The organism is Salmonella enterica subsp. enterica serovar Typhimurium str. LT2 (assembly GCF_000006945.2).
Lineage (GTDB): Bacteria > Pseudomonadota > Gammaproteobacteria > Enterobacterales > Enterobacteriaceae > Salmonella > Salmonella enterica.
The window spans coordinates 476495-501386 of the sequence record NC_003197.2; the positions used below are offsets into that span (position 1 = coordinate 476495).

Annotated in this window: 25 protein-coding genes and 23 other annotated features; of the genes, 7 read left to right on the forward strand and 18 right to left on the reverse strand. The window is 52.6% G+C overall.

Going from position 1 to position 24892, the window contains the following annotated elements; all coding sequences use genetic code 11:
• Positions 1–22: 22 nt before the first annotated feature.
• Positions 23–937, reverse strand: a protein-coding gene (gene ispA, locus STM0423; protein ID NP_459418.1) for a geranyltranstransferase (farnesyldiphosphate synthase). Within the gene, positions 23–922 belong to an annotated coding region; the region does not span the whole gene.
• The gene (xseB, locus tag STM0424) for an exonuclease VII, small subunit (RefSeq protein ID NP_459419.1) occupies positions 923–1185 on the reverse strand. Within the gene, positions 923–1165 belong to an annotated coding region; the region does not span the whole gene. Before xseB ends, ispA begins: the two co-directional genes overlap by 15 nt.
• Positions 932–937: a ribosome-binding site (putative RBS for ispA; RegulonDB:STMS1H000772), on the reverse strand. It overlaps the preceding gene by 6 nt.
• Positions 1180–1185: a ribosome-binding site (putative RBS for xseB; RegulonDB:STMS1H000773), on the reverse strand. Its footprint lies within the gene xseB.
• Positions 1186–1374: 189 nt before the next feature.
• Between xseB and thiI the strand changes: the two genes are divergently transcribed.
• A complete protein-coding gene (thiI, locus tag STM0425) occupies positions 1375–2823 on the forward strand; it encodes a sulfur transfer protein (from cys to ThiS and from IscS to U8-tRNA) (protein ID NP_459420.1) in 1449 nt (482 codons plus the stop codon).
• Between the two features lie 43 nt (positions 2824–2866).
• Here the strand turns inward: thiI and phnV are convergent.
• The 5 genes from phnV to phnR all read right to left on the reverse strand — a co-directional run bounded on the left by phnV (position 2867) and on the right by phnR (position 7591).
• Positions 2867–3671 (reverse strand): 2-aminoethylphosphonate transporter, memrane component gene (phnV, locus tag STM0426; RefSeq protein ID NP_459421.1). Within the gene, positions 2867–3664 belong to an annotated coding region; the region does not span the whole gene.
• Positions 3666–3671 (reverse strand) — a ribosome-binding site (putative RBS for phnV; RegulonDB:STMS1H000774). Its footprint overlaps the gene before it by 6 nt.
• The gene (gene phnU, locus STM0427; protein NP_459422.1) for a 2-aminoethylphosphonate transporter, memrane component occupies positions 3667–4533 on the reverse strand. Within the gene, positions 3667–4527 belong to an annotated coding region; the region does not span the whole gene. The genes phnV and phnU overlap by 5 nt, the downstream gene beginning before the upstream one ends.
• Positions 4528–4533, reverse strand: a ribosome-binding site (putative RBS for phnU; RegulonDB:STMS1H000775). It overlaps the preceding gene by 6 nt.
• A complete protein-coding gene (gene phnT, locus STM0428) occupies positions 4530–5639 on the reverse strand; it encodes a 2-aminoethylphosphonate transporter ATPase component (protein NP_459423.1) in 1110 nt (369 codons plus the stop codon). The genes phnU and phnT overlap by 4 nt, the downstream gene beginning before the upstream one ends.
• Before the next feature lie 5 nt (positions 5640–5644).
• Positions 5645–6663 (reverse strand): 2-aminoethylphosphonate transporter, periplasmic-binding component gene (phnS, locus tag STM0429; RefSeq protein ID NP_459424.1). Within the gene, positions 5645–6658 belong to an annotated coding region; the region does not span the whole gene.
• Positions 6658–6663, reverse strand: a ribosome-binding site (putative RBS for phnS; RegulonDB:STMS1H000776). It overlaps the preceding gene by 6 nt.
• A 192-nt stretch (positions 6664–6855) precedes the next feature.
• Positions 6856–7591 (reverse strand): 2-aminoethylphosphonate transport, repressor gene (phnR, locus tag STM0430; RefSeq protein NP_459425.1). Within the gene, positions 6856–7575 belong to an annotated coding region; the region does not span the whole gene.
• Positions 7586–7591: a ribosome-binding site (putative RBS for phnR; RegulonDB:STMS1H000777), on the reverse strand. It overlaps the preceding gene by 6 nt.
• A gap of 117 nt (positions 7592–7708) precedes the next feature.
• Positions 7709–7714 (forward strand) — a ribosome-binding site (putative RBS for phnW; RegulonDB:STMS1H000778).
• Here phnR and phnW point away from each other — a divergent pair.
• Both phnW and phnX read left to right on the forward strand, forming a co-directional pair.
• The gene (gene phnW / locus STM0431; protein NP_459426.1) for a 2-aminoethylphosphonate transport occupies positions 7709–8818 on the forward strand. Within the gene, positions 7715–8818 belong to an annotated coding region; the region does not span the whole gene. It overlaps the preceding feature by 6 nt.
• Positions 8818–8823, forward strand: a ribosome-binding site (putative RBS for phnX; RegulonDB:STMS1H000779). It overlaps the preceding gene by 1 nt.
• The gene (gene phnX / locus STM0432; RefSeq protein ID NP_459427.1) for a 2-aminoethylphosphonate transport occupies positions 8818–9637 on the forward strand. Within the gene, positions 8825–9637 belong to an annotated coding region; the region does not span the whole gene. It overlaps the preceding feature by 6 nt. The genes phnW and phnX overlap by 1 nt, the downstream gene beginning before the upstream one ends.
• 96 nt (positions 9638–9733) lie before the next feature.
• On the opposite strand, the gene thiJ is transcribed toward phnX, so the two are convergent.
• Positions 9734–10337, reverse strand: a protein-coding gene (gene thiJ, locus STM0433) for a 4-methyl-5(beta-hydroxyethyl)-thiazole synthesis (protein ID NP_459428.1). Within the gene, positions 9734–10324 belong to an annotated coding region; the region does not span the whole gene.
• Positions 10287–11209 (reverse strand): ketopantoate reductase gene (apbA, locus tag STM0434; RefSeq protein NP_459429.1). Within the gene, positions 10287–11198 belong to an annotated coding region; the region does not span the whole gene. Before apbA ends, thiJ begins: the two co-directional genes overlap by 51 nt.
• Positions 10332–10337 (reverse strand) — a ribosome-binding site (putative RBS for thiJ; RegulonDB:STMS1H000780). Its footprint overlaps the gene before it by 6 nt.
• Positions 11204–11209 (reverse strand) — a ribosome-binding site (putative RBS for apbA; RegulonDB:STMS1H000781). (Lies within the gene apbA.)
• Before the next feature lie 96 nt (positions 11210–11305).
• On the opposite strand from apbA, the gene yajQ reads away from it, so the two are divergent.
• Positions 11306–11815 carry a putative cytoplasmic protein gene (gene yajQ / locus STM0435; RefSeq protein ID NP_459430.3) on the forward strand — a complete coding sequence of 170 codons (510 nt, stop codon included), beginning with the start codon at positions 11306–11308 and terminating at the stop codon, positions 11813–11815.
• A gap of 46 nt (positions 11816–11861) precedes the next feature.
• Here yajQ and yajR read toward each other — a convergent pair whose 3' ends face one another.
• Entirely contained in the window at positions 11862–13211 is a 1350-nt protein-coding gene (yajR, locus tag STM0436) for a putative MFS family transporter (RefSeq protein NP_459431.3), read from the reverse strand.
• Positions 13212–13453: 242 nt separating this feature from the next.
• Positions 13454–13615, reverse strand: coding sequence for an IS903 transposase (locus tag STM0436A; RefSeq protein NP_446891.1), 162 nt, complete (start codon positions 13613–13615; stop codon positions 13454–13456).
• A gap of 140 nt (positions 13616–13755) precedes the next feature.
• Positions 13756–13761 (forward strand) — a ribosome-binding site (putative RBS for STM0437; RegulonDB:STMS1H000782).
• Here STM0436A and STM0437 point away from each other — a divergent pair.
• The gene (locus tag STM0437) for a putative periplasmic protein (protein ID NP_459433.1) occupies positions 13756–15274 on the forward strand. Within the gene, positions 13763–15274 belong to an annotated coding region; the region does not span the whole gene. Its footprint overlaps the feature before it by 6 nt.
• Before the next feature lie 217 nt (positions 15275–15491).
• Positions 15492–15497, forward strand: a ribosome-binding site (putative RBS for STM0438; RegulonDB:STMS1H000783).
• Positions 15492–16779, forward strand: a protein-coding gene (locus tag STM0438) for a putative TPR repeat protein (RefSeq protein NP_459434.1). Within the gene, positions 15496–16779 belong to an annotated coding region; the region does not span the whole gene. (Overlaps the previous feature by 6 nt.)
• A gap of 81 nt (positions 16780–16860) precedes the next feature.
• Here the strand turns inward: STM0438 and cyoE are convergent.
• The 7 genes from cyoE to yajG form a co-directional block, all read right to left on the reverse strand.
• Positions 16861–17760, reverse strand: a protein-coding gene (gene cyoE, locus STM0439) for a protohaeme IX farnesyltransferase (haeme O biosynthesis) (RefSeq protein NP_459435.1). Within the gene, positions 16861–17751 belong to an annotated coding region; the region does not span the whole gene.
• Positions 17755–17760, reverse strand: a ribosome-binding site (putative RBS for cyoE; RegulonDB:STMS1H000784). (Overlaps the previous gene by 6 nt.)
• Positions 17761–17762: 2 nt before the next feature.
• Positions 17763–18106, reverse strand: a protein-coding gene (gene cyoD, locus STM0440; protein NP_459436.1) for a cytochrome o ubiquinol oxidase subunit IV. Within the gene, positions 17763–18092 belong to an annotated coding region; the region does not span the whole gene.
• Positions 18092–18718, reverse strand: a protein-coding gene (gene cyoC, locus STM0441) for a cytochrome o ubiquinol oxidase subunit III (RefSeq protein ID NP_459437.1). Within the gene, positions 18092–18706 belong to an annotated coding region; the region does not span the whole gene. The genes cyoD and cyoC overlap by 15 nt, the downstream gene beginning before the upstream one ends.
• Positions 18101–18106 (reverse strand) — a ribosome-binding site (putative RBS for cyoD; RegulonDB:STMS1H000785). (Overlaps the previous gene by 6 nt.)
• Positions 18696–20699 (reverse strand): cytochrome o ubiquinol oxidase subunit I gene (gene cyoB / locus STM0442; protein ID NP_459438.1). Within the gene, positions 18696–20687 belong to an annotated coding region; the region does not span the whole gene. Before cyoB ends, cyoC begins: the two co-directional genes overlap by 23 nt.
• Positions 18713–18718, reverse strand: a ribosome-binding site (putative RBS for cyoC; RegulonDB:STMS1H000786). Its footprint overlaps the gene before it by 6 nt.
• Positions 20694–20699: a ribosome-binding site (putative RBS for cyoB; RegulonDB:STMS1H000787), on the reverse strand. It lies within the gene cyoB.
• Positions 20698–21735 (reverse strand): cytochrome o ubiquinol oxidase subunit II gene (gene cyoA / locus STM0443; protein ID NP_459439.1). Within the gene, positions 20698–21654 belong to an annotated coding region; the region does not span the whole gene. Before cyoA ends, cyoB begins: the two co-directional genes overlap by 2 nt.
• Positions 21668–21673 (reverse strand) — a ribosome-binding site (putative RBS for cyoA; RegulonDB:STMS1H000788). It overlaps the preceding gene by 6 nt.
• Positions 21711–21719, reverse strand: a -10 signal (putative -10_signal for cyoA; RegulonDB:STMLTH004674).
• Positions 21727–21735, reverse strand: a -35 signal (putative -35_signal for cyoA; RegulonDB:STMLTH004674).
• A gap of 135 nt (positions 21736–21870) precedes the next feature.
• Positions 21871–21933: a protein binding site (putative binding site for ArcA, RegulonDB: STMS1H000013), on the reverse strand.
• 173 nt (positions 21934–22106) lie between these two features.
• The gene (gene ampG, locus STM0444) for an MFS family, muropeptide transporter (protein NP_459440.1) occupies positions 22107–23600 on the reverse strand. Within the gene, positions 22107–23582 belong to an annotated coding region; the region does not span the whole gene.
• Positions 23595–23600, reverse strand: a ribosome-binding site (putative RBS for ampG; RegulonDB:STMS1H000789). Its footprint overlaps the gene before it by 6 nt.
• Before the next feature lie 25 nt (positions 23601–23625).
• Positions 23626–24266, reverse strand: a protein-coding gene (gene yajG, locus STM0445) for a putative lipoprotein (RefSeq protein ID NP_459441.3). Within the gene, positions 23626–24258 belong to an annotated coding region; the region does not span the whole gene.
• Positions 24261–24266, reverse strand: a ribosome-binding site (putative RBS for yajG; RegulonDB:STMS1H000790). (Overlaps the previous gene by 6 nt.)
• 229 nt (positions 24267–24495) lie before the next feature.
• Positions 24496–24501 (forward strand) — a ribosome-binding site (putative RBS for bolA; RegulonDB:STMS1H000791).
• Here yajG and bolA point away from each other — a divergent pair.
• Positions 24496–24825 (forward strand): morphogene; putative regulator of murein genes (BolA family) gene (bolA, locus tag STM0446; protein NP_459442.1). Within the gene, positions 24508–24825 belong to an annotated coding region; the region does not span the whole gene. (Overlaps the previous feature by 6 nt.)
• Positions 24826–24892 lie beyond the last annotated feature (67 nt).

Sequence of the window (24892 nt, forward strand, 5' to 3'; positions counted from 1 at the left end):
GCAAGCTCATTGGATATGGGGTTTATTTATCACGCTGGATTATGTAGTTCGCTAGCGCTTCCAGTGCCGAGGTGTCCAGTGATTGCGCGGCCAGCTGATGTAACGACTGACGGGCGTCCTCTATCAGGTCCCGGGCTTTATTCCGGGCTTGCTCAAGACCCAGAAGTGCAGGGTAGGTACTTTTGCCAAGCTGCTGGTCTGCGCCCTGACGTTTACCTAACGTTGCAGTATCGCCCACCACATCCAGAATGTCATCCTGAACCTGGAAGGCAAGGCCGATACTCTCTGCATAGCGGTCAAGTATCGGCAGAGTATTCCGTCCTTTATCGCCCGCGCTCAATGCGCCAAGTCTAACGGCGGCGCGAATGAGCGCGCCGGTCTTATGGCGATGAATGCGTTCCAGCGCGTCCAGAGTGATCCGCTGGCCTTCTGCCGCCAGATCCAATGCCTGACCGCCGCACATACCGGCGATACCGCTGGCGTTTGCCAGTTCGGCGATCATCGCGATACGATCGCGATCGGCGACTTCCGGCATCGGCGCGTCGCTGATAATGGCAAACGCCAGCGTCTGCAACGCGTCTCCCGCCAGGATTGCGTTGGCTTCGCCAAATTTAATATGGCAAGTCGGCAGGCCGCGACGCAAATCGTCATCGTCCATTGCTGGCAGGTCGTCATGGATCAGCGAATAGGCATGAATGCATTCGACCGCCGCAGCTGGCGCATCCAGCGTTGCCGTACTGACGCCAAACATTTGACCGGTGGCGTAAACCAGAAATGGCCGCAGGCGTTTACCGCCTAATAATGCGCCATACTGCATGGCTTCGACCACGGGAGTGTTCTGAAAGGGCAGTGGCGCGATAAAACGGCTCAGCGCCTGATTCGCTTGCGTTACGCAAGCCTGTAGCTGCTGCGTAAAGTCCATTTACTCATTATCCGCGATAAAAGGCTCAGGTGAAGCCTCTTCATTATCAGACAGCAAAATTTGCACGCGCTGTTCCGCCTGCTGCAGTTTTGCCTGCCCCTGACGCGCCAGTTGTACGCCGCGCTCGAATTCATTCAGCGCGTCTTCCAGCGGCAAATCGCCGCTTTCCAGGCGGGTAACAATATGTTCCAGCTCGCTCAGCGCAGTTTCAAAGCTGGCGGGCGCCTCATTTTTCTTCGGCATGATGACTGTTTGACTCTCTGTAATGGCAGTACAAGTCTATGGTAACGGACTCACACTGATAAGCAAATAACGCGCAATGGTAAGGGGAAATGCGCAAGATGTCCGTGATAGTGATATACTTCCGCGCCTGGATGCAGCCGTAGGTATGGGCTGCTGTACTATTTCTCCACGACAAGCCTTAGATAGCTTGCTAAAGAACCATTGCCGCCATGAAGTTTATCATTAAATTGTTCCCGGAAATCACTATCAAAAGCCAATCTGTGCGTTTGCGCTTTATAAAAATTTTAACCGGGAACATCCGTAACGTTTTAAAGCACTACGATGAGACCCTCGCGGTTGTCCGTCACTGGGATAACATTGAAGTTCGCGCCAAAGATGAAAACCAGCGTCTGGTGATTCGCGACGCGCTGACCCGCATCCCGGGGATTCACCATATTCTTGAAGTCGAAGATGTGCCGTTCACCGATATGCACGACATTTTCGAGAAAGCGTTGGCGCAGTATCGCGAACAGCTTGAAGGCAAAACCTTCTGCGTGCGGGTAAAACGTCGCGGTAAGCATGAGTTTAGCTCCATTGAAGTGGAGCGCTATGTTGGCGGCGGATTAAATCAGCATATTGAATCGGCGCGCGTGAAGCTCACTAACCCGGATGTGACGGTGCATCTGGAAGTGGAAGATGATCGCCTGCTGCTGATCAAAGGGCGTTATGAAGGTATTGGCGGTTTCCCGATTGGCACCCAGGAAGATGTGCTGTCGCTGATCTCCGGCGGTTTTGACTCCGGCGTCTCCAGCTATATGCTGATGCGTCGCGGCTGTCGCGTACACTACTGCTTCTTTAACCTTGGCGGCGCGGCGCATGAAATCGGCGTTCGCCAGGTGGCGCATTACCTGTGGAACCGCTTTGGCAGCTCCCATCGCGTGCGTTTTGTGGCGATTAACTTCGAACCGGTGGTCGGCGAGATTCTGGAGAAAGTTGACGACGGCCAGATGGGCGTGGTGCTCAAACGTATGATGGTACGCGCGGCGTCGAAAGTGGCGGAACGTTACGGCGTACAGGCGCTGGTGACCGGCGAAGCGCTGGGCCAGGTATCCAGCCAGACGCTAACCAATTTGCGCTTGATCGATAACGTGTCTGACACGCTGATCTTGCGCCCGCTGATCTCTTACGATAAAGAGCACATTATCAACCTGGCGCGCCAGATTGGTACGGAAGATTTTGCCCGTACGATGCCTGAATACTGTGGCGTGATTTCAAAAAGTCCGACGGTGAAAGCCATTAAAGCGAAAATTGAAGCCGAAGAAGAAAACTTCGACTTCAGTATTCTCGATAAGGTGGTAGAAGAAGCGAACAACGTCGATATTCGTGAAATCGCCCAGCAGACCCAGCAGGAGGTGGTGGAAGTAGAAACCGTGAGCGGTTTCGGCCCGAACGACGTGATTCTGGATATCCGTTCTGTGGATGAACAGGATGACAAGCCGCTGAAAGTGGAAGGTGTGGACGTCGTTTCGCTGCCTTTCTACAAGCTGAGCACTAAATTTGGCGATCTCGATCAGAGTAAAACCTGGCTGCTATGGTGCGAACGTGGCGTAATGAGTCGCCTGCAGGCGCTCTATCTGCGCGAGCAGGGGTTTGCCAATGTGAAGGTGTATCGTCCGTAATTCCTTTGCCGGGTGGCGGCTATGTCCTACCCGGCCTATCGTTTTATTTCTGCCCCAACCGTTTTGCAATGCGCTCCAGCTTCATCATCAGCAGCAGCGTAATGGCCACCAGCACAATGGTCAGCGCCGCGCCGTCGGCGATATTTCCACGGTCGGTCAAGCTAAAGATAGCCACCGGCAGCGTCGTCCAGCCCGGCGGATAAATCATCATCGTCGCGCCCAACTCCCCCATGGAGAGCGATAAACTCAGCGCCAGCGCTGACATCATCCACGGCATCAATAACGGCAACGTCACGTGACGCAGACGATACCAGGGCGATGCCCCCAGACTCGACGCGACGTTTTCAATATCGGCGGAAATTCGCGCCAGTCCGGTCGACACGTTACTGAAGGTAAAGGCGGAAATCAGCACAAAGTGCGCTGTCAGCACAATCCATAGGGTGCCGTTCATTTGCAATGGCCCCTGGCTGAAAGCAACCAGAATGCCCAGGCCCACGGACACTGACGGAATCGCACTCGGCAGATAGAACACCATACTTAACCATTTCTGCGTTTTCACCCCATATTGACGCAGCGCCAGCGCCGCCCAAACGCCGCAAAGCAGCGCAAACAGGCTGGCGCAAAAGCCAATCGTGAGGCTGGCAAGTAGGGCATCCCATGCCGCACCGTGCAGAGCGTTAACAAAGTGGTTCAGCGTGAAGCCACTCGGCAGAATACCGTTCCACTGCTGGCTAAGGCTGGACATCAGAATCACCGCCAGCGGCAGGAAAAAGAACACGATAAACAGTACGCTAGCCACAACGCCCGCCGCTGCGCGTCCTTTAGGTGACCAAATTAGCATGGCTAGCTCCTTACGCCGGTACGCGATGCCGCCAGGCGATAGAGGGAGAACAGCCCCAGCGACAAGACAATGTTAATCAACGCAATCATGCAGGCGACCGTATAGTCGGACTCCAGAATCGCTTTGCTGTAAACCATCATCGGCAGGGTGTTAACCCCTTTCGCGCCAATAAACAGTACGATGCCGAACTCGTTAGTGGTCAACAGCAGGCACAGGCTGCCACCAGCCATCAGCGCCGGTAGCGCAGCCGGGAAAATCACCTGCCCAATCACCCGTAACGGGTGCGCCCCCAGAATACTGGCTGCCTCTAGCTGGCTTTTATCAATTTGCCGCAGCGCGGCCATCAGTGGCCGCATCACCAGCGGAGTGAACACCGTGATCTCCGCCAGAATGACGCCCTGCATCGAGTAGAGAAAATCCACCGGCGGTAGCTCAAAGGCAAACAGGCTCATCAGCGTACCGTTGAGCAGACCCGCTGACCCATAAATAAAGGTGAACGCCAGCGTAATCAGGAAGGTCGGCAGCGCAATAAAAGTATCGACGACCCGACCAATCAACTCGCTGCCGGGGAAAGGAATAAACACCAGAATCAGCGACATCACGCTGCCCAGCAGCAGGCAACCGGCGGTGGCGAAAAAGGCGATTTGCAACGTGTTCAGCAACGCGCCGACAAAGCGTTTCGAGTCGACCACCTGGCGGAAGGTCTCGAGCCCGATCTCGCCATTGGCACCGCGTAGCGCCTGTTCAACGATGAGCGACAGAGGCCAGAAAAACAGCGTCGCCAGCACCAGCAACGGGAGCAGCAGCCACAGCAGCGGGCGTAGGTTAAGCGCCGGTTTTTCCAGAGGTAAAATGAGTGACATGGTTATACCTCAATCAGGACCGCATCATCCGGTTCGAACCACAGCGCCAGCTTGTCGCCCACGCGCGGCAGCGGATTGACATGCGTCAACACCATCCGCACCGTTTCGCCAGCAACGTCACACAGCAGATGGGTTAAATCGCCCTGCCAGTGCACCGATTGCAGTGTGGCGTTGAAGCGGTTGCTGTAGGCCGAACGCGGCGTCAGGCTGAGGTGCTGAGGACGAATGCACAGCAGTTTGTTGTAACCGTGGTGGCTGCCCCGGCTGAACGCGCGAATCACCGCACCGCCGCAGCTGACGTCCACCAGCCCCGGAGCCTCCGTTATCCCCAGCGCGATGGCGGAGAGAATATTGGCGCGACCTAAGAATTCGGCGGCAAAACGATTGGGCGGATGCTGATATAGCGCGCGGGTTTCGCCGTGAGCAATCAGCGAGCCATCCTTCATAATGCCGATTTTATCGGCCAGAGTGAGCGCTTCCGTTTGATCGTGGGTGACGTAGAGAATAGTGAGTTCCGGCAGCTCACGGTGAAGACGGGCGATTTCTTCCACCATATTATGACGAATCTGTGCGTCCAGCGCTGACAGTGGTTCATCCAGCAACAGCACGCGCGGGCGCACGGCAATCGCGCGGGCGATGGCCACGCGTTGCTGCTGGCCGCCGGAAAGTTGATGCGGATAACGGGCGGCGTAATCACTCATGCCAACCGTTTTCAGCGCCTGCGTTACACGCTCATTAATTAGCGCCTTTGGCTGCTTCTGCGCACGCAGGCCAAAAGCGACGTTGTCTTCCACTTTCAGATGCGGGAACAAGGCGTAGTTCTGCACCACCATCGCCAACCCGCGTTTATAGGGTGGCAGATGGGTGACGTCCGTATCGCCAATCAGAATACGACCGCCTGCAGGTTGCACAAAGCCCGCAACCGCACGCAGCACCGTCGTTTTTCCAGATCCTGATGGGCCAATCAGCGCCAGCACTTCGCCAGGTTCAATCGTCAAAGAGAGCGGTTTAAGCACCACGTTGCCGTGATACGCAACGCGCAGCGAGTCGAGGACTATCCCCGATGTCCCCTGCGATGCAGGGGCGTGAACGGTGGTCGTTTTCATCAGCATCAGGCTTACTCGCTTTCGGTCACTTTGTGCCAACGGCTAATATCTGCCGACAGCGAAACGGCTACGTCATCCCAATTTGGCTGCCAGCTCTGCACGCCTTCTAACGCGGCAGTGGCGGCCTTATAATGTTCGTCGCTCGGCGTCACGTCGCTGCGTACCGGCATTCCCCAGGAGAGTTCGCTGACGCGAGTCTGCGCTTCTTTACTCAGCAGGAAGTTAATCAGCTTTTTACCATTTTCACTCTGCGGCGCCCCCTGGACCAGGCCAATGACATAAGGGATGGCCAGCGCGCTGCGCTCGCCTTTGTCGTTGGCCGGCCAGAAGATTTTCACGTTCGGGTTACGTTCCATCTGCGCGAGGTTCATTTGCAGGTCGCCGTTAGCGACGTAGATTTCACCTTTATTAACCAGCGCGGTTAGCTTGCCGGTAGAGGCAGATGGCCCGACGTTATTGGCCTGCAGCTTGCCGAGATACGCAAAACCGGCATCTTTACTGCCGAAGCTGTGGAAAGCCTGCAGCATCACCGCCGTGCCGTCAGCGGCCTGACCTGGCGTGGAATACTGGAGTTTATTTTTGAATTTACCGTCAAGCAGATCCTGCCAGCTCGCCGGGGCAGTTTTCAGCAGCTTGCTGTTGTAGATAAAGCTCAGATAGTTCTTTACCAGCGGCGAATAAAGGTTGTTGGCATCGGGGATAGCCGATGCGGTGTCGGTGTTAAAGTTCGCCAGCAGCTTTTCGGCGGCGGCGCGCTGAATGAATGGCGGCGCGGTTACCAGCACGTCGGCCTGTGGATTCGTGCGCTCTTTTGCCAGACGTTCCACTACCACGCCACCACCGCCTTCAACATAGCGTACGGTAATGCCGGTCGCTTTGGTGAATGCGTCAAACTGTACCTGGTACCAGCTGTTATCGCCATCATGCAGCCCGTCGATGGAGTACACCGTGACCACCGATTCCGCCCATGACGGGGCGCTGGCGAGAGCGAAGACAGACAGCAGAGCAAGTCGGGAAAGTTTCATCGTAATAGCCTCATAGCGTACGTTGCATTTTCTGGCCTATACCAGGTTTGCTTTTTACGCTAAACGGCTTATATGACAAAACGATGAAAGAGAAATAAATCAGTCCACGCCGGATGATGCTGCGCTTATCCGGATAGCCGTGAGACGATACGATTGGTAGGCCGGATAAGTCCCGCAGCCAACATCCGGCGCATCCGCTAGTGGGTATCTACCTCAATACGCAGGCTGTCGTGACGCCAGTATTCGATATCCAGATCCAGCACTCGCCCGTGTTGATCGTAGTTCAGACGGCGCAGCAACAGCGCCGGGCGCCCTTCCATAACGCCCAGCGCCTGTGCGGCCTGCGCAGGCATGGCGGTGGGGTAGAACGACAGATGCATGCTGGTATAGACGAGGTTGTAGTGCGACTCGTATACCTCGGTCAGGCTGCCGTTGAGATCGTACTGCAGCAGCTCAGGCACGCGGGCGGGCAAACAATGGTTTTCGCAGTAGCACACGGCGCGGCCATCGGCGTAACGCAGACGGGTCAGCAGATAGATTTGATCAAACGGCTGGAGCTGGAGGGGCTCCATGACCTCGACAGGCACGGTGGTTAACACGCCGCTCAGTAGCGCGGTTTTTGGCTCCCGCCCCTGCTCGCGGCAAAGCTTATGGAAGTTGGTGTTCTGGGTCGGATCCAGCCACAGGCGTTCCGGCGTAACGAACCAACCGCGACGATCGGCGCGCCAGATAAGCCCACTGGACTCCAGCTGTGCCAGACTTTCGCGAATAGTAATGCGCGTGGTGTTGAAGATCGCGCACAGTTCGCGTTCAGACGGCAGTTTATCACCGCTTTTCAACGCACCGCTCTGAATACGCGCCTGAAGCTGCGCCTTGATCAACAGGTACTGCGGGATATCGCCCGGGATAGATTTCATGCTTACTCGCTTCCGTTTTGCCTGCCGCCATTATACAAGCAGAGATGAATTTTTTGTTGCAGCGCGATTTTCTCTTTGACCCGTCGCGGCAAAGATCGTCATGATAAATGCAATCTGGTATAGACCAAAGGTAAATAACATGACTTCGCGTAACTATCTGTTGCTGACTCCTGGCCCGCTCACCACCTCTCGCACCGTGAAAGAAGCGATGTTGTTCGATAGCTGTACCTGGGATGATGATTACAATATCGGCGTGGTAGAACAGATCCGCCAGCAGCTGACCGCACTGGCAACGGCCTCCGAAGGCTACACCTCCGTACTGCTGCAAGGCAGCGGCAGCTATGCTGTGGAAGCCGTACTGGGCAGCGCATTGGGGCCGCAGGATAAGGTGCTGATCGTCAGCAACGGTGCATACGGCGCACGAATGGTCGAGATGGCCGGCCTTATGGGAATCGCCCATCACGCTTACGACTGCGGCGAAGTTGCGCGCCCGGATGTGCAGGCGATCGACGCGATCCTCAACGCCGACCCGACGATCAGCCATATCGCCATGGTGCATAGCGAAACGACCACCGGGATGCTCAACCCCATTGATGAGGTGGGCGCTCTGGCGCATCGCTATGGCAAAACCTACATCGTTGACGCCATGAGCAGCTTCGGCGGCATCCCCATGGATATTGCAGCATTACACATCGACTATCTGATCAGCTCCGCCAATAAATGCATTCAGGGCGTGCCGGGTTTTGCCTTTGTGATTGCCCGCGAGCAAAAACTGGCCGCGTGCAAAGGGCATTCCCGCTCGCTGTCGTTAGATCTCTACGCCCAGTGGCGCTGCATGGAGGATAACCACGGCAAATGGCGTTTTACTTCGCCCACACATACCGTCCTGGCGTTTGCACAGGCGCTGAAAGAGCTGGCGAAAGAAGGTGGCGTAGCGGCACGTCATCAACGCTATCAGCAAAATCAGCGCAGCCTGGTGGCCGGAATGCGGGCGCTGGGCTTTAACACGCTGCTGGATGACGAACTTCATTCGCCCATTATCACCGCCTTTTATTCACCGGAAGACCCGCAGTATCGCTTTAGCGAATTTTATCGCCGCCTCAAAGAGCAGGGCTTTGTTATCTATCCTGGCAAAGTGTCGCAAAGCGACTGCTTCCGCATCGGCAATATTGGCGAAGTATATGCCGCCGATATCACGGCCCTGCTGACCGCCATTCGTACCGCCATGTACTGGACGAAATAAGGAACCATGATGAACCGTATTCACGCTGTTATTCTCGACTGGGCGGGCACCACCGTCGATTTTGGCTCCTTCGCGCCGACGCAAATTTTCGTTGAGGCGTTCCGTCAGGCATTTGATGTGGAGATCACCCTCGCTGAAGCACGCGTGCCAATGGGGCTGGGTAAATGGCAACACATTGAAGCGCTGGGAAAATTACCTGCTGTTGACGCGCGCTGGCAGGCAAAGTTTGGCCGCTCCATGAGCGCAGCAGATATTGATGCCATCTACGCCGCTTTCATGCCGTTACAGATTGCTAAAGTTGTCGATTTTTCTTCTCCTATTGCCGGAGTTATCGACACGATCGCGGCGCTACGAGCCGAGGGTATCAAGATAGGCTCCTGCTCCGGTTACCCACGAGCGGTGATGGAGCGCCTGGTCCCCGCCGCCGCCGGGCATGGCTATCGTCCGGATCATTGGGTGGCAACGGACGACCTGGCCGCGGGTGGTCGCCCGGGGCCGTGGATGGCGCTGCAAAACGTGATTGCGCTGGGCATTGATGCGGTCGCGCACTGTGTGAAGGTAGATGATGCCGCGCCGGGCATTAGCGAGGGGCTTAACGCGGGGATGTGGACGGTGGGGCTGGCGGTATCGGGTAACGAATTCGGCGCAACATGGGACGCCTATCAGACAATGTCGAAAGAGGACGTTGCGGTCCGCCGCGAGCACGCGGCCAGCAAGCTGTACGCCGCCGGGGCGCATTACGTGGTGGATTCACTGGCGGATTTACCTGGGGTGATTGCGCATATTAATGCGCGTCTGGCGCAGGGCGAACGCCCGTAAAATAACTGCCGGATGGCGCTGTCGCTTATTCGGCCTACAGACTGTACCGTTTTGTAGGCCGGATAAGGTGTTTACGCCGCCATCCGGCAATCATTCTTATTCGTAGTAGTTATAAATCCCCGCCGCCATCACCAGTTGCGAAGCCACTTCATGCGCTTTTTCACGACCAGCCAACAGGTCGATGATTTTCAAACCAAAATCGATAGCGGTACCCGGTCCCTGGCTGGTTAATAATTTTACCCGCGCATCCCACACCACACGCTTATCCAGCCACTGTTCGGCGGGGATCTTATCTTTCAGCGCCGGAAAACCGGTCATATTGCCGATAGGGAAGATATCGTGCGGCACGAGCACTGTGGCGGCTGCGGCGCAAATGGCTGCGACAATGCGCCCGGAGCGGTGAAACTGTTTTACGGTTTCGACCAGCAGCGGGCTGTCGCGAAAGCACTCGGCGCCTTTAATTCCGCCGGGCAACACGATGATGTCATAATCGCCGTCGGCAACTTCAACCAGCGGCGCATCCGCCAGTAGCTTTACACCGCGCGAGCAGACAATCGTCAGGTTGCCATCGCTGGCGACGCTGGCGGTAGTGACGTGGATTCCGCCGCGAACCAGCAGATCGATAGTGGTGACCGCTTCGGTCTCTTCACTACCAGGGGCGAGGCATACCAGTGCCTGAGCGCTCATACTCACTCTCCTTTCGCTTTACCATTTCAAACAGGCGGCTATTTTCCGGAACGGCGAGACCGTGCACGCGGGCGCGCTTGAGTAAATAACCGGTGATGTAGTCAATTTCGGTATGGCGCATGGCACGCACGTCCTGCAACATGGATGAGATGTTTTCTGCCGTACTGTCAATCACTTGCTCAACATAATAGCGTAAATCGTCTGCCGATGTGTGGTAGCCTTCACGTTCAATCACGGCGGCGACCTCTTCGCAAATCGCGTTGATTTCATCAGTATGATGGCGCAGCTCGCCGTTCGGGCAGTTCCAAAGCGCGGTGAGCGGGTTGATAACACAGTTGACCGCCAGTTTGCGCCACATCTCTGCGCGGATATTGTTATGCCAGGCGACATCGGGCAGTACCCCCTGCAGGATATCGGCGAGATAACTGTAATCGCCGTCTTGCTCGCGCGCCGGGCCAATATGCGTAGTACCGTTAGCGACATGAATAATGATATTACCGTCGCGGCGCGCAGCATGGGTGATAGTCCCCATCAACATCGGCTGTTGGATATTTTGCAGTTCTTCTATGGTTCCCATTCCATTATGAATGAGCAGGATAGGCGACGTCACCGGTAGGGTTGACGCCAGGGTTCGTACTGCGTCGGAAACCTGCCACGCTTTCAGCGTGACTAATAACAGTTCGCTCTTCGCCAAAAAATCCGGATCGTTTGCCGTCAGTGATTCGTTGAAAAAGGAACCATCGGTATCGATCAGATTTACGCTGCAATAAGGTTGTGGCACCCGTAGCCAGCCCTGTACGTCATGTCCGTGTTTGCACAGTGCCGAAAGCCAAAGTTGTCCTAAGGCTCCGCATCCCAGTACAGTAATTTTCATTGTTCCTCCTCACCTGCAACAGCGCCAGGTGTTATGGCGCTAATTATAGCGTCATCAGCTAAGCTTCTCGTTAAGCCTCGTTGCAGGTATTATGCAACGCAACGAAAATGAAGGGAGAAGAAAAGATGCCATCTTTCGATATTGTTTCTGAAGTTGATCTGCAGGAAGCGCGTAACGGTGTGGATAACGCGGTTCGCGAGGTTGAGTCTCGTTTTGACTTCCGTGGCGTAGAGGCGACTATTGAACTGAACGATGCCAATAAAACCATCAAGGTGCTGAGCGAGTCCGATTTCCAGGTCAATCAGTTGCTCGATATTCTGCGCGCCAAGCTGCTTAAACGCGGTATTGAAGGCGCTTCGCTGGATGTACCGGACGAGTTCGTGCATAGCGGTAAAACCTGGTATGTGGAAGCGAAGCTGAAGCAGGGCATTGAAAGCGCCGTGCAGAAGAAAATCGTCAAGCTGATTAAAGACAGCAAACTGAAGGTGCAGGCGCAAATTCAGGGGGAAGAGATTCGCGTGACGGGCAAATCACGTGACGATCTGCAATCGGTAATGGCGCTGGTTCGCGGCGGCGATTTGGGCCAGCCGTTCCAGTTCAAAAACTTCCGCGATTAAGTTGTTATGCCGGATAGAGCCTCGCCGCCATCCGGCAATGCAGTATTCATCCTTTGCTGATAAGCTGTTCAACTTCAAAGCGATTGGTCACTTTGCTGTCGATTTTGACGTAAGCGGAATGCTCTTCCGCCACGATCAGCGCTTCGCTTACGCCTTTCATTGCCAACAGTCGCTGTTTTAGCCTGTCGTCAGCAACGATATCCGCTGGAATTTCCACACGCAGGCTGCTGACATAGGGCGGCTCTTTCATGGTACTTGCCACTGCCAGCCATACCATCGCCAGTACGGCCCCGGCAAGGAAAACGGTTTGCCCATCAAACGTGCCGTCTATCCAGCCGCCCAGCGAGCCGCCAAGCGCCACGCCAAGAAACTGACTGGTAGAATAGACGCCCATCGCCGTTCCTTTATACCCCGCGGGCGACTCTTTGCTAATAAGCGAAGGCAGCAGCGCCTCCATCAGATTAAAGGCGAGGAAAAAGAGTTGTACGCCAATCACCAGCTCCCAGAAATGCTGGCCCGCTCCCCACAACACGATTTCTGCGACGACAATGAGCCCCACGCAGAACAGGAATACCTGCTTCATCCGCCGTTTGACTTCAGCATAGATAATAAAAGGCACGACGGCGGCAAAGGCGATCACCATGGTTGCCAGATACACCTTCCAGTGTTCGGCGGCAGGGAAACCGGCATCGGCAAGCTGGCCGGGCAGGGCGACAAAGGTGGACATCAATAAAATATGCAGACACATAATGCCGAAATTGAGTTTGAGCAGCCTCGGCTCCGCCAGCACTTTACTGAAGCTGCCTTTGACCATCCCGGATTCGCGATTCAGCACATGGTTGGTACTGTTGGGAACCACCCAGATCGTCAGAAGAATGCCCAGAGTGGCGAGGGCGGCGATCATCCAGAACAACGCGTTCAATCCCAGACTATGGGTAACGATCGGCCCTAATACCATCGCAATCGCGAAGGTGATACCAAAGCTGACGCCGATAAACGCCATCGCTTTGGTACGGTTTTGCTCGCGGGTGAGGTCAGACAGGAGCGCCATGACGGCGGCGGCAATAGCGCCGGACCCCTGTAGCGCTCGCCCCAGAATAATGCCCCAGATTGAGTGGGAGAGCGCGGCAATGACGCTGCCCGCGACAAATACCGCCAGTCCGCCGACAATCAGCGGTTTGCGGCCAATGCGGTCGGACAGCAGCCCAAAGGGAATTTGAAAGATAGCCTGCGCCAGCCCGTAAATGCCGATCGCAATGCCGATTAATGCTTCGCTGGCGCCCTGTAGCGCCATACCGTATGTGGTCAGTACTGGTAGAACCATAAACATGCCCAGCATACGCAACGAAAAGACGGTCCCTAAACCCCATGTGGCGCGCAGCTCCCCTGGCGTCATTTTATAATCGTTCATTGCCACCTCTGTATAAAAGCTGGGAGTAGTGTAGTGCGGGGAGTGTGCCGGGTAAATAGAGGGTTAATTAGCAAATATTATGTTTTTGAAACAGTTGAGCTAAAAAAGAGATAAATTGTTAACACGATAGGGGCGATCGGGAGAGTCAGCATAGCCTTGTGCTCATTCATATTCCGATCTCCTTGAGCTGTAGTGGCTATCTGAGCCATCTCAGTATAGTGTAGCGGTTAGCCACGGCCTTCAGGCTGTGTGCGCTGTTGCTCCATGTTGCAATAGCAGAACTCGTCAAGCCAGACTGTCAGCGAACCGCGCTGCCTGAGTGTGGCTGGCCGGTGGGTGATTTTAAACTTTTGCTTTGCCATAGGAACCCGATTCTGAAACGATGGCAATGATCAGATCCGCCCATCTTCTGAAAATTTGATTTATTCAACAACGCCGAGACTGATAGCAAACTTTCTGCGTGATGGCGCGCGTTTATCAGGCAGAAGATTCGTCAGCAGTCGCATTTATTATATTATTCAAGGAGTGAATTCGTTATGGAAATTAAATTTTTATCATTATGTATTTTAGCGGGTGTTTTATTTGTTAGCCAGGTGAATGCTTCAGCGAACAACGGTAAAGATGATGTAAAATATGCTGCGCTTACCCAGAAGGATCTTGATGCTTTGCCTGTGGAAAAAAGAGCTTCGGTTCTGGATGAACTGGGGTTTATCCATGAATACGGCCTTAGTGTACCGATGAATCGCGAACGGGCGTTGCAGTATTACAAGCAGGCCTGTGAGCTTGGCGGTAACTACGGCTGTTATAATGTGAAGTATGCTTATCAGTATGGCGACGGAGTGGCGAAAGATAGCGCTCAGGCCAATAAGTATGCTAAGAAAATGAATCTGGATAATTTATTGATTGAGCAAGAATATATTGATAAGTTTTCGCAAGAAATTTACATGGCAAAAGCATTGGCCGATACGGATAAATCGCAGCGGGCGGCATTTATTAGTATACTAATTCATGCTCTAAATAATAGACCCGAGAGCGATGCGCTTTTTTTTAGCCGTATTGGATTTAACCAGGAAAAAACATTTCGGCTGGCTACGTTATGGTCGCAGGATGGCGACCCGCAAATGGATTATCAGATGGGGCGACTCACCCTTAATGACTTTTCCGGTCGCTATGCGGACGAGCCTTATCAAGCCAGACCTGCGTCATTGAAGTGGTTTCGCGCCGCCGCGGAAAAAGGCGTCGTTGAGGCCCAATCTCTCTTGGGGGGTATTTATTCGGGGGGAGAGGGCGATGAGTGGGGGATTAAGCCAGACATTCAGGAAGCACAAAAATGGTATGGACAGGCGGCTAAGCAGGGGGACAGCGATGCACAGATTGCGTTAGGTAAAATCTATTATTCTGGCGCAACAGGGCGCACTGATTACGCTAAAGCGCTGGCATTATTTACGCAGGTTGAAAATGATGGTACTAATTCGCGCTCAACGATGCCGTTGAGTTGGATGTATTATAACGGTTTAGGTACTGCACCTGATTGTGATAAAGCCTGGTCGTATTACAAGAAAGCATCTCGATATGTAGGTAAGAAAGTTGAGGAAAAAATATTTTTAAGTAAATGCGCAGCGGATATTCAGAGTCGAAAAAACAATGCGGATGCTTTACCTAAAGTAACCCTGAAAAAAGAGAGAATTTTCTCTCGCGGGATAACGGCTAAACCGAAAGAATGCGCACTAATTTTTCAGATTGGCACAGATAAAATCCGTAACATGGCGAATTTGCATATTACGCTTGAACTGAAGAATGCTGATGGAATGGCAACTGAGGAAACGTTGATGATTCCGCCATTCGGTTTGAATACTCTGGGGATAGATATGCAAAATCATGATGTTGATCCTCTCGTTACCCCATACGATCTCCCGCTGTATACGCAAGATTTTTGTCACGGGATCGGCGATATCCATTTTACGCTGAAATCCGCTACGGCAACGATTAACGGTAAGAATGTCGATTTACTGAAAGCTGACAGTGTGCGCTTTTTAGATAAAGAATAAGGGAATGAAAAATGATAAAACGGAAATGGAATCTTTTGCTTCTGCTTGGGCTTTCTTTCGCATCGGTATGCCAGGCAGGTGATGATATTGACGCGTTGTATAGCCGTATTGCGCAGAAAGATATTCAGGCGCTAAATGAGCTAAAAGCGTTAGCCAAAGATAATAACGCCCAAGCGCTGGCAGAACTGGGGTTTATTTATGAGTACGGCGTTTCAGTATCTGTGGATATTCCGCAAGCAATAAAGTACTACGAGCAGGCTTGTGATTTGGACGGTGATTATGGTTGCTTTAATGCGGCTTATTTCTATGAATATGGCATCGGTACCCAAAAGGACATTACGCAAGCGAAAACATTAGCAAAACAGCTTAGAGAAAAAATTAATCTATCCAATATCAATCTCGATAAAAAGGTGAGTGAACGTATAATTGGGAGTGTTTATAGTAATAAACTTGAGGCATATAGAGACCTTTCATTTCGTCCTCATTTTATTCAAGGCTTAAGTTTCTATTTTTATGCCCCGCAATCAGATGAGCGAAAACTGCTGAGTCGAATAGGTTTTGACTCATCACATCTTGCGCGGATAGCGATACTCTGGGCGAGAGAGGGTGATCCTGAGGTCGCGTATCAGACGGCAAAACTGGTCTCTACTTTGTATTTTAATAATGAAACGAAAACGATAGATATTGCTGAAGCGCTGAAATGGCTCCGAATTTCGGCCGAGAAGGGGGATGCCGACTCACAGACGCTGTTAGGTTTTCTTTATGAACACGCCGGATTGGGATTACAACCAGATGGAGAGAAAGCCCGGAAATGGTATGAAATGGCGGCGCAGCAAGGTAATGGAGAAGCATTGTATACGTTAGGTCGTATGTACTATTCTGGCGTACTGGTTAACGTTGATTACGATAAGGCGCTGTATTTTTTTAAAAAAGCTTATGAGAAAAAATTACAGGAGGCCGCTGATTATTTAGCACAGATGTATTTTAATGGCCAGAGTGTAGATGTCGATTGCCAACAATCCTGGCACTATTACGATAACAGCTATATAAAAAAGATGACACAACGCGATTATCTTGATTATTGTGAAAAAGATCGAAAGCGCCGTAATGATTTTAATCAGCAACTTCCTGAGCTGACATTAGAAAAATATGCGGGATTATTTGGCAGGATTGATAATATTCCTCTGTGTCAGATTGGATTTGTTGTCAATACGAATAAGTTAATTCATGTTGCGAACTTACGTGTGGAATTGATATTAAAAAATGATGCTGGAGTTAGTGACGAAAGAATGGTCGCTTTTCCTCCTTTGGGTCTCAATACTCTGGGTGCTGAACAGGGTATGGGGGATTCTTTTAAGTCGATGGGATATCTCTTGATGAAAAACGGTGACTTGTGTGATTACCATAAACTTACTTTCACCGTGAAGTCAGCGACGGCAACAATCAATGGTAAAAAAGTTGATTTACTGAAAACGGATAATTTACATATTATTCAGAATCGATAACTCGTGGGGCGTTACTGCCTGATGAAATGGATAAAAAAACCGCCGTTTGTGACACGGCGGTTTTTTCAATAGCAACGCTTGTTACCAGACGTAAGTCAGCAGATTCTGCGAATTCGGCACCATAAAATCAACGGACATCATGATACTCAGCGCGGTAATCGCAATGATAGAGAAGCCGAACAGCTTGCGCGCCCAGACCTTATCATCTTCCACTTTGTAACCGCGTAGCGCCATGCCGAGCCACCAAACGCTGACCGCCGCGGCGACCACCAGGTATTTGTAACCGGCATAACCGCCCAACGTGAGCATTAGCGTTGCAACGGCAAACGCAATGATGTACAGCGTGATGTGGTTTTTAGCGACTGAGATTCCTTTTACCACCGGCAGAACCGGGATATTGGCCGCCTGATAGTCCTTAAAGCGGAAAATGGCGATGGCGTAAGAGTGCGGCATCTGCCAGAGGCTGAAAATAGCCAACAGGATCGCCGCGCCGCTGTCAAAGTCGCCCGTTACGGCGCAGTAGCCAATCACCGGCGGCGCTGCGCCGGAGAGAGAACCAATCAGCGTTCCGTAGACGGAGTGACGCTTCATGTACAAGCTGTACACGCCAACGTAGACCACGAAGCCCATTACCCCCAGCCAGCAGGCCAGAGGATTGGCGCCAAACCACAACAGCATAAAGCCAGCAATACCCAGCAGGGTGGCGTATACCAGCGAGACGCCAGGAGAAATCAGGCCTTTGACCAGCACCCGATTCTTGGTCCTTTCCATCTTCCTGTCGATATCCCTGTCGATGTAGTTGTTAAATACACAACCCGACGCCACAACCAGTGACACCCCGACCAGCGTATAAATGAACAGGGGATAGTCAATGCTGCCCTTTGAGGCCAGCAGAAATCCCCCGATCACCGAGATCAGGTTGCCAAAGATGATGCCTGGTTTCGTTACTTGCAGGTATTGCTTAAACATCATACTCGCCGCTCTTAGTGCATCATCATGTTGTAGTTGAGGTTCCACATAATCCAGATGGAGCCCACAACCAGGATGGCGATGATCAGCACGGTAAAGATGAAGGCCGTCATGTTCCAGCCTTCATCAGATTTGGTGTTCATGTGCAGGAAACACACCAGATGCACCAAAATCTGCACCACTGCCATTGCCAGGATAGATCCCAGAATAACGGCCGGAGAGGCAGCGCCGGTCATCACCATCCAGAATGGAATAACCGTCAGGATGACCGACAGGATAAAGCCGGTCATGTACGTTTTTACGCTGCCGTGGGATGCGCCGCCGCTCTCGGTAGAATGACTCATTACATCGCCCCCATCAGATAAACAACAGTGAATACGCAAATCCAAATCACATCCAGGAAGTGCCAGAACAGGCTCAGACACATGATGCGGGTACGGTTAGTGCTGGTCAGACCGCGACGGGCAACTTGCACCATCAGCACCGCCATCCAGATCAAACCGGAAGTGACGTGCAGACCGTGCGTGCCGACCAGCGCGAAGAACGCAGACAGGAAGCCGCTGCGATCCGGGCCCATACCGTTAACAATCAGGTGATGGAATTCATAGAGTTCCATCCCGATAAATCCGGCACCGAACAAGAAGGTCAACGCCAGCCAGGAGATAACCTGGCTCTTGTTGTTCTTGTGCATAGCGATCGCCGCCATGCCGTAGGTAATGGAGCTAAATAACAGCAGGAAGGTTTCAACCAGAACGAACGGCAGTTCGAAAATGTCCTTACCTGTCGGGCCGCCAGCGGTGCCGTTCACCAGAACGGCATAGGTAGCAAACAGAATAGAGAACAGAATGCAGTCGCTCATCAGGTAGACCCAAAATCCGAAGATTTTGTTCTGGCCTGCGTCATGGTGCCCGTGTTCGTGCGCGTGGGCAGTCGCGTGCGTTAAAGTATCAGTTGCCATTTTTCAGCCCTGCCTTAGTAATCTCATCGAAATGCTGGTTTTCCAGTTTTTCGACTTCCGGGACCGGCACGTAGTAATCCACATCTTCATCAAAGCTTTTTACAATCCAGCTGATGATCATGCCTGCGAAACCCACTATCGCCAGCCACCAGATATGCCAGATCATGGCGAAGCCAAATACCGTCGCGAAGGCGGCGATAACAATACCGGCACCGCTATTTTTCGGCATATGAATCTCTTCATACTGTCCAGGCTGTTGGTACGCTTCGCCTTTTTCTTTCATTTCCCAGAAGGCGTCACGTTCGTGAACGTGCGGCACAACGGCAAAGTTATAGAACGGCGGCGGAGAAGAGGTTGACCACTCCAGCGTACGGCCACCCCATGGGTCGCCGGTCAGATCGCGGTTCTGATCGCGGTCGCGAATAGAAACGAAGATCTGAATCAGTTGGCACAGGATACCCAGCGCAATCAGCGCGGCGCCGGCGGCGGCAACCATCAGCATCGTATGGAACTGCGGATCAATTTGCTGGCTGAGGCGACGGGTCATGCCCATGAAGCCCAGTACGTACAGCGGCATAAAGGCTACAAAGAAACCGATAATCCAGAACCAGAAGGCGCGTTTACCCCAGGTTTCGTTCAGCTTGAAGCCAAACGCCTTCGGCCACCAGTAGGTCATACCTGCGAAGCAGCCAAACACCACGCCGCCGATGATCACGTTATGGAAGTGCGCAATCAGGAACAGACTGTTGTGCAGGACGAAGTCCGCGCCCGGTACCGCCAGCAGAACGCCGGTCATACCGCCGACCGAGAAGGTCACGATAAAGCCAATGGTCCACATCATTGCGGAATGGAAGACGATACGGCCCTGATACATGGTGAACAACCAGTTGAAGATCTTCACCCCGGTCGGGATGGCGATAATCATGGTGGTGATACCGAAGAAGGCGTTAACGTTCGCGCCCGCGCCCATCGTGAAGAAGTGGTGCAGCCAAACGATAAACGACAGTACGGTAATACAGACGGTCGCCCAAACCAGCGAGGTATAGCCGAACAGACGTTTACGCGAGAAGGTCGCTGCGATTTCGGAGAATACCCCGAAGACCGGCAGAATCAGAATGTACACTTCCGGATGGCCCCAGGCCCAAATCAGGTTGATGTACATCATCATGTTGCCGCCCATATCGTTGGTAAAGAAATGGGTGCCCAGATAGCGATCCAGGGTCAGCAACGCGACGGTAACCGTCAGAATCGGGAAAGAGGCGATGATCAGTACGTTGGCGCACAAAGAGGCCCAGGTAAAGACCGGCATCTTGAACATTGTCATACCCGGCGCACGCATCTTCAGGATCGTCACGAAGAAGTTGATACCGGTTAACGTCGTACCAATACCCGAGAGTTGCAACGCCCATATCCAGTAATCGACCCCGACGCTAGGACTGTACTCTATTCCCGATAGCGGCGGATAAGCCAGCCACCCTGTCTGCGCGAATTCACCCACGCCCAGCGAGAGGTTAACCAGAATAACGCCGACAACGGTGAACCAGAAGCTCAGGTTGTTCAGGAAAGGGAAAGCAACGTCGCGCGCGCCGATCTGCAGCGGAACCACCAGGTTCATCAGACCGATAACGAAGGGCATCGCCACGAAGAAGATCATGATTACGCCGTGAGCGGTAAAGATCTGATCGTAGTGGTGCGGCGGTAGAAAACCCGCTTCGCCTGCGGAGGCAAGCGCCTGCTGGCTACGCATCATGATGGCATCGGCGAAACCACGTAACAGCATCACAATCGCGACGATGATATACATGATGCCGAGGCGTTTATGGTCAACCGACGTTAACCACTCTTTCCATAGGTAGGTCCACTTACCGAAGTAAGTAATCGCTGCCAGTATCGCCAGTCCCCCGACGATAATTGCAGCGATCGTTACCATGACGATAGGTTCATGGAACGGTACTGCATCCAGTGATAATTTTCCGAACATCTTATCTTCCTCAACCCTTGGAGTTGGCGGATTCCGCGTGGCTCATGTCCATACCTTCCATTCCTTCATGCGAGCTGTGCTCACCTTCAGGTTGGGTCATGTCCATGCTCTTACCGTGGCCCATGAATTTGTTAATAACGTCCTTGAACAAATCAGGTTTCACGCTGGAGAAATATTCCACCTTGTTGTACTCGCTTGGCATAGCCACTTTCTCGAACGCCGCCATATCATTCATGGTGTTCGGAGACTGCTTCGCTTTTGCGACCCATTGGTCGAATTCTGCGCGGTCTTTGGTGGCGATAGCTTTAAACTTCATACCAGAGAAGCCCGGGCCGCTATAGCTGGCGGAGATGCCATCGTAGGTTCCGGGTTCGTTGGCGATCAGATGCAAACGTGTTTGCATACCGGCCATGGCATAAATCTGGCTACCCAGACGCGGGATAAAGAAGGAGTTCATCACGGAGTTGGAGGTCACTTTGAAATAAACCGGCGTGTTCGCCGGGAAGGCGATCTCGTTGACGGTGGCGATACCCTGCTCCGGATAGATGAAGAACCATTTCCAGTCCATGGAAACCACTTCGATGGTGATCGGTTTTTCGTCATGCGCCAGCGGCTTGCTTGGTTCAAGCGCGTGCGTGGTTTTCCAGGTCAGTACGGCAAGGAAAATGATGATTAAGATAGGCACCGTCCAGACCACGGCTTCCACTTTATTGGAGTGTGACCAGTTCGGGCTATACTTCGCATCCTTATTACTCGCACGATACTTCCAGGCGAAACCAACAGCCATCAAGATGGCGGGAATAACGACGATCAACATCAGGCCAAATGCCGTCAGTATCAGCGAACGTTGCTCCAGTCCAATCTGTCCTTTGGGATCCAGCAGCGCAGAATTACAGCCACTGAGTAATGCAGTGCCTGCAATTAATGACAACCATCCCAAACTTTTATTGTATTTCCTGAGTCTCATTTAACGACCTCAATTCCACGGGACCTGGTGGCGTTTAAAGTGTAGGGGCATTTTACGGTAAGGTTACATTACTGTAAACATGATTGGTTCTGTGTTACCAAGTTCTGCCGCGCATGTCACATATGTTGCCAAGTATGTCGAAATAACTTTAAGACACTGTTGAAACTTTGCGTTATAACGGATGAGGTCTGTAAGTGGGATGTTGAGGGATAATTGGTATAACCAATGTAAAAATAAAACAATTACTTAACAATTTATTATCAATAAAAGGACAATCAACGGCAGAAATTTAAATTTAATCGGCTGAATCGTGTAAAGAAAATAGGTAGCGTAGAAATTACCAATAATTTCCAAAATTCTGTTGCGCACAAAAAGACAAATATATTTTTTATCAATTGATGGTTATTTAGCCGTTATAATTCCGGGTCGTTATTACAACGGCAAATAATGTTTTACAGCAGGCGTGTTTTTCGTAGCGCCAGGTAGTCCAGCAACCCGCCAAAGACAATGCCGCACACGGCAACCACTACCGCAGTCTCAAGCAATTCGGGCAGGAATGAGAAGTTAGTGTAATCCACCGCGTTCATGGTCAGCAGGAGTACCCATACCGCCAGCAAAGCGACGCCCGCGAGCAGGATTGAAAGCGCGAAATTGTAGGCGCCACGGTATTGCGTGCGGGGAATGAAACGCTCGCTCTGCCAGCTATATTCCAGCGTTTGCCGACAGACCAGCAACAGTAACAGCCCGGGAACGGCGGCGACAACCGAGAAGAGGTAGAATGTCGGCCAGCCGTGCGCTTCAACGAACCAGCCCGCTACAGGACCAACATAAACGCGGCCTACTGCGGAGAGGGCCGACAGTAGGGCAAACTGTGTTGCGGAAAACGACTTATTACATAGCGTCATTAATAAGGCGACAAAGGCGGCAGTACCCATCCCGCCGCACAGATTTTCGAAAAAGACCGCCGCGCCCATGCTGAACATGTTTTTATCGGTAATGGAGAGCAACCAGTAACCGGCGTTGGACGCGCCTTGCAAAATGCCGAAAATCAGCAGCGCGCGAAACAGCGAAAGACGCTGCATTAATATGCCGCCGTATAACGCGCCGACGATCGTTGCCAACAGGCCCAGCGTTTTATTGACCACGCCAACTTCACCAGCGTCAAAGCCGACGCCGCGAATCAAAAAGGTGGTGGTCAGGCTCATAGCGAAGGCGTCCCCCAGTTTATAAAGCACAATGAGCAGTAAAATCAGCCAGGCGTTATTACGGCCAAAGAAATCGCGTAGCGGCGCGACGACGGCCTGTTCCAGCGATTTCGGGGACGGGATAGTATCGGTCGGTTCCGGCGCCAGTAAGGTGGCGATAATGCAGGGGATCAACAATGCCGCCATCAGCCAGTACATGCCCTGCCAGCCGAGCCAGCGATCGGCCAGCCATAGCGCCAGTCCGCCGGAAACCAGCATCCCCAACCGGTAGCCAAGCACGCTGATTGCCGCGCCAGCGCCGCGTTCTTCTGCGGGTAAAACATCGGTTTTCCAGGCGTCGAACACGATATCCTGCGAGGCGGAGCAAAAAGCAATCACCACCGCCAGCGCCGCCATCCAGCGTAGCTGCGTGCCGGGTTCAAGAAAGCCCATCGCCGCAATCGCCGCCAGTAACAACAGTTGGGTGGCGAGTAACCAACCGCGACGACGACCTAAAAAAGGCGGCGTGTAGCGGTCCATCAGCGGGGACCAGAGAAACTTAAACACATAGGCCTGACCAACCAGCGAGAAGAAGCCAATCGTTTTAAGATCGATATTCTCGACGGTCATCCACGCCTGTAGCGTACCGGAGGTGAGCGCCAGCGGGAGACCGGAGGCAAAACCCAATATCAGCAGAATGGCTGAGCGCGGTTGCTGGAAAATACGTAAATATTGACTTGACATAGGCATCTACAGACCCGGCTTCTGCCGGGTCTTGTTGTTGCTATTAACGGGCGTTTTGCTTGATAAAATCGTGAATACTGGTGTCCTGAGACATATCAGCAATGGTATCGGTCAGAACGCTATTCACTGCGTCGGCAATATTCTGGTTAGAGGCCTGGAACGCCCCTTCAATAGAGTAGTTGGCGCGATAGTTTTTGGTCATCTTGCTGCCATTTGCCGCGGTCGCAATAATCGCGATATCCGCTTTGGTCGCGATGTTGTAGCGCACGCTGCCCTGGGAAACATCAGCATACAGTTGGTTAACAATTATCTGCAGATTAACCGCGCCGTTAGGCCCGATCATATAGCCCCGCGCCGTCATCTGTTTTTCCAGGACTTCTTGTAACAGGAAGCGTAAATCGCGGGAGGCGGTTAACGTTACCAGCTGGTTGTTACGCGTGACTTTCGCTAACGCTTGATCCTGGCGTTGGTCCGCGCCGGTAATGCTAACGGTGACGCCCATCAGGCTCGGGTCCTGCTGTGGCAAGGTGATCTTCGGCGCGACGTCAATGGTCGTCGGCGGTGTGGCGCATCCTGCCAGCATAAACAGAGCGACTAACGGAAAGAGAAGTTTTTTTAACATATTCAGGCTCTCAATGACGCTTAAAACGTGATAGGTAAAAATTCCCGCCATCATAACACCGCTAACGGCGAGGGGAAGTGGTCAACGCAGGTAAATTCGTCGTAATGTCCGATTTGGTATTGATAACGGCGCGAGCGGGGATTTTGAGCGCTAAAAGAATGATTAAGGCAGTAAACTTCATACGTTTGGCTGAAATAATCAGACGAAAGCTAAATTTTTGTTGTCATGCTGTAATGGAAACGGTAAAAGCGGCTAGTATTTAAAGGGATGGGTGACATCACAGCGTTGTCGGAGGAGATTTTCATGATGATACGTGAGCAAATAGAAGAAAAATTAAGGACAGCGTTCGACCCCGTGTTTCTCGAAGTTGTGGATGAAAGCTATCGTCACAATGTTCCAGCAGGATCGGAAAGCCATTTTAAGGTCGTGCTGGTGAGCGATCGCTTTACAGGCGAACGTTTTCTTAATCGTCATCGGATGATTTACGGTACGTTAACGGCGGAACTTTCCACAACCGTACATGCGCTGGCACTGCATACTTATACCCTCAAAGAGTGGGAAGGATTGCAGGATACTATCTTCGCGTCGCCTCCTTGTCGCGGCGCGGGAAGCATCGCGTAGCAAAACGGATTTGCAACTACCTCCGCTTTTCCAGTATGTTGCTACAGAATTATGTGAAAACGGCCTG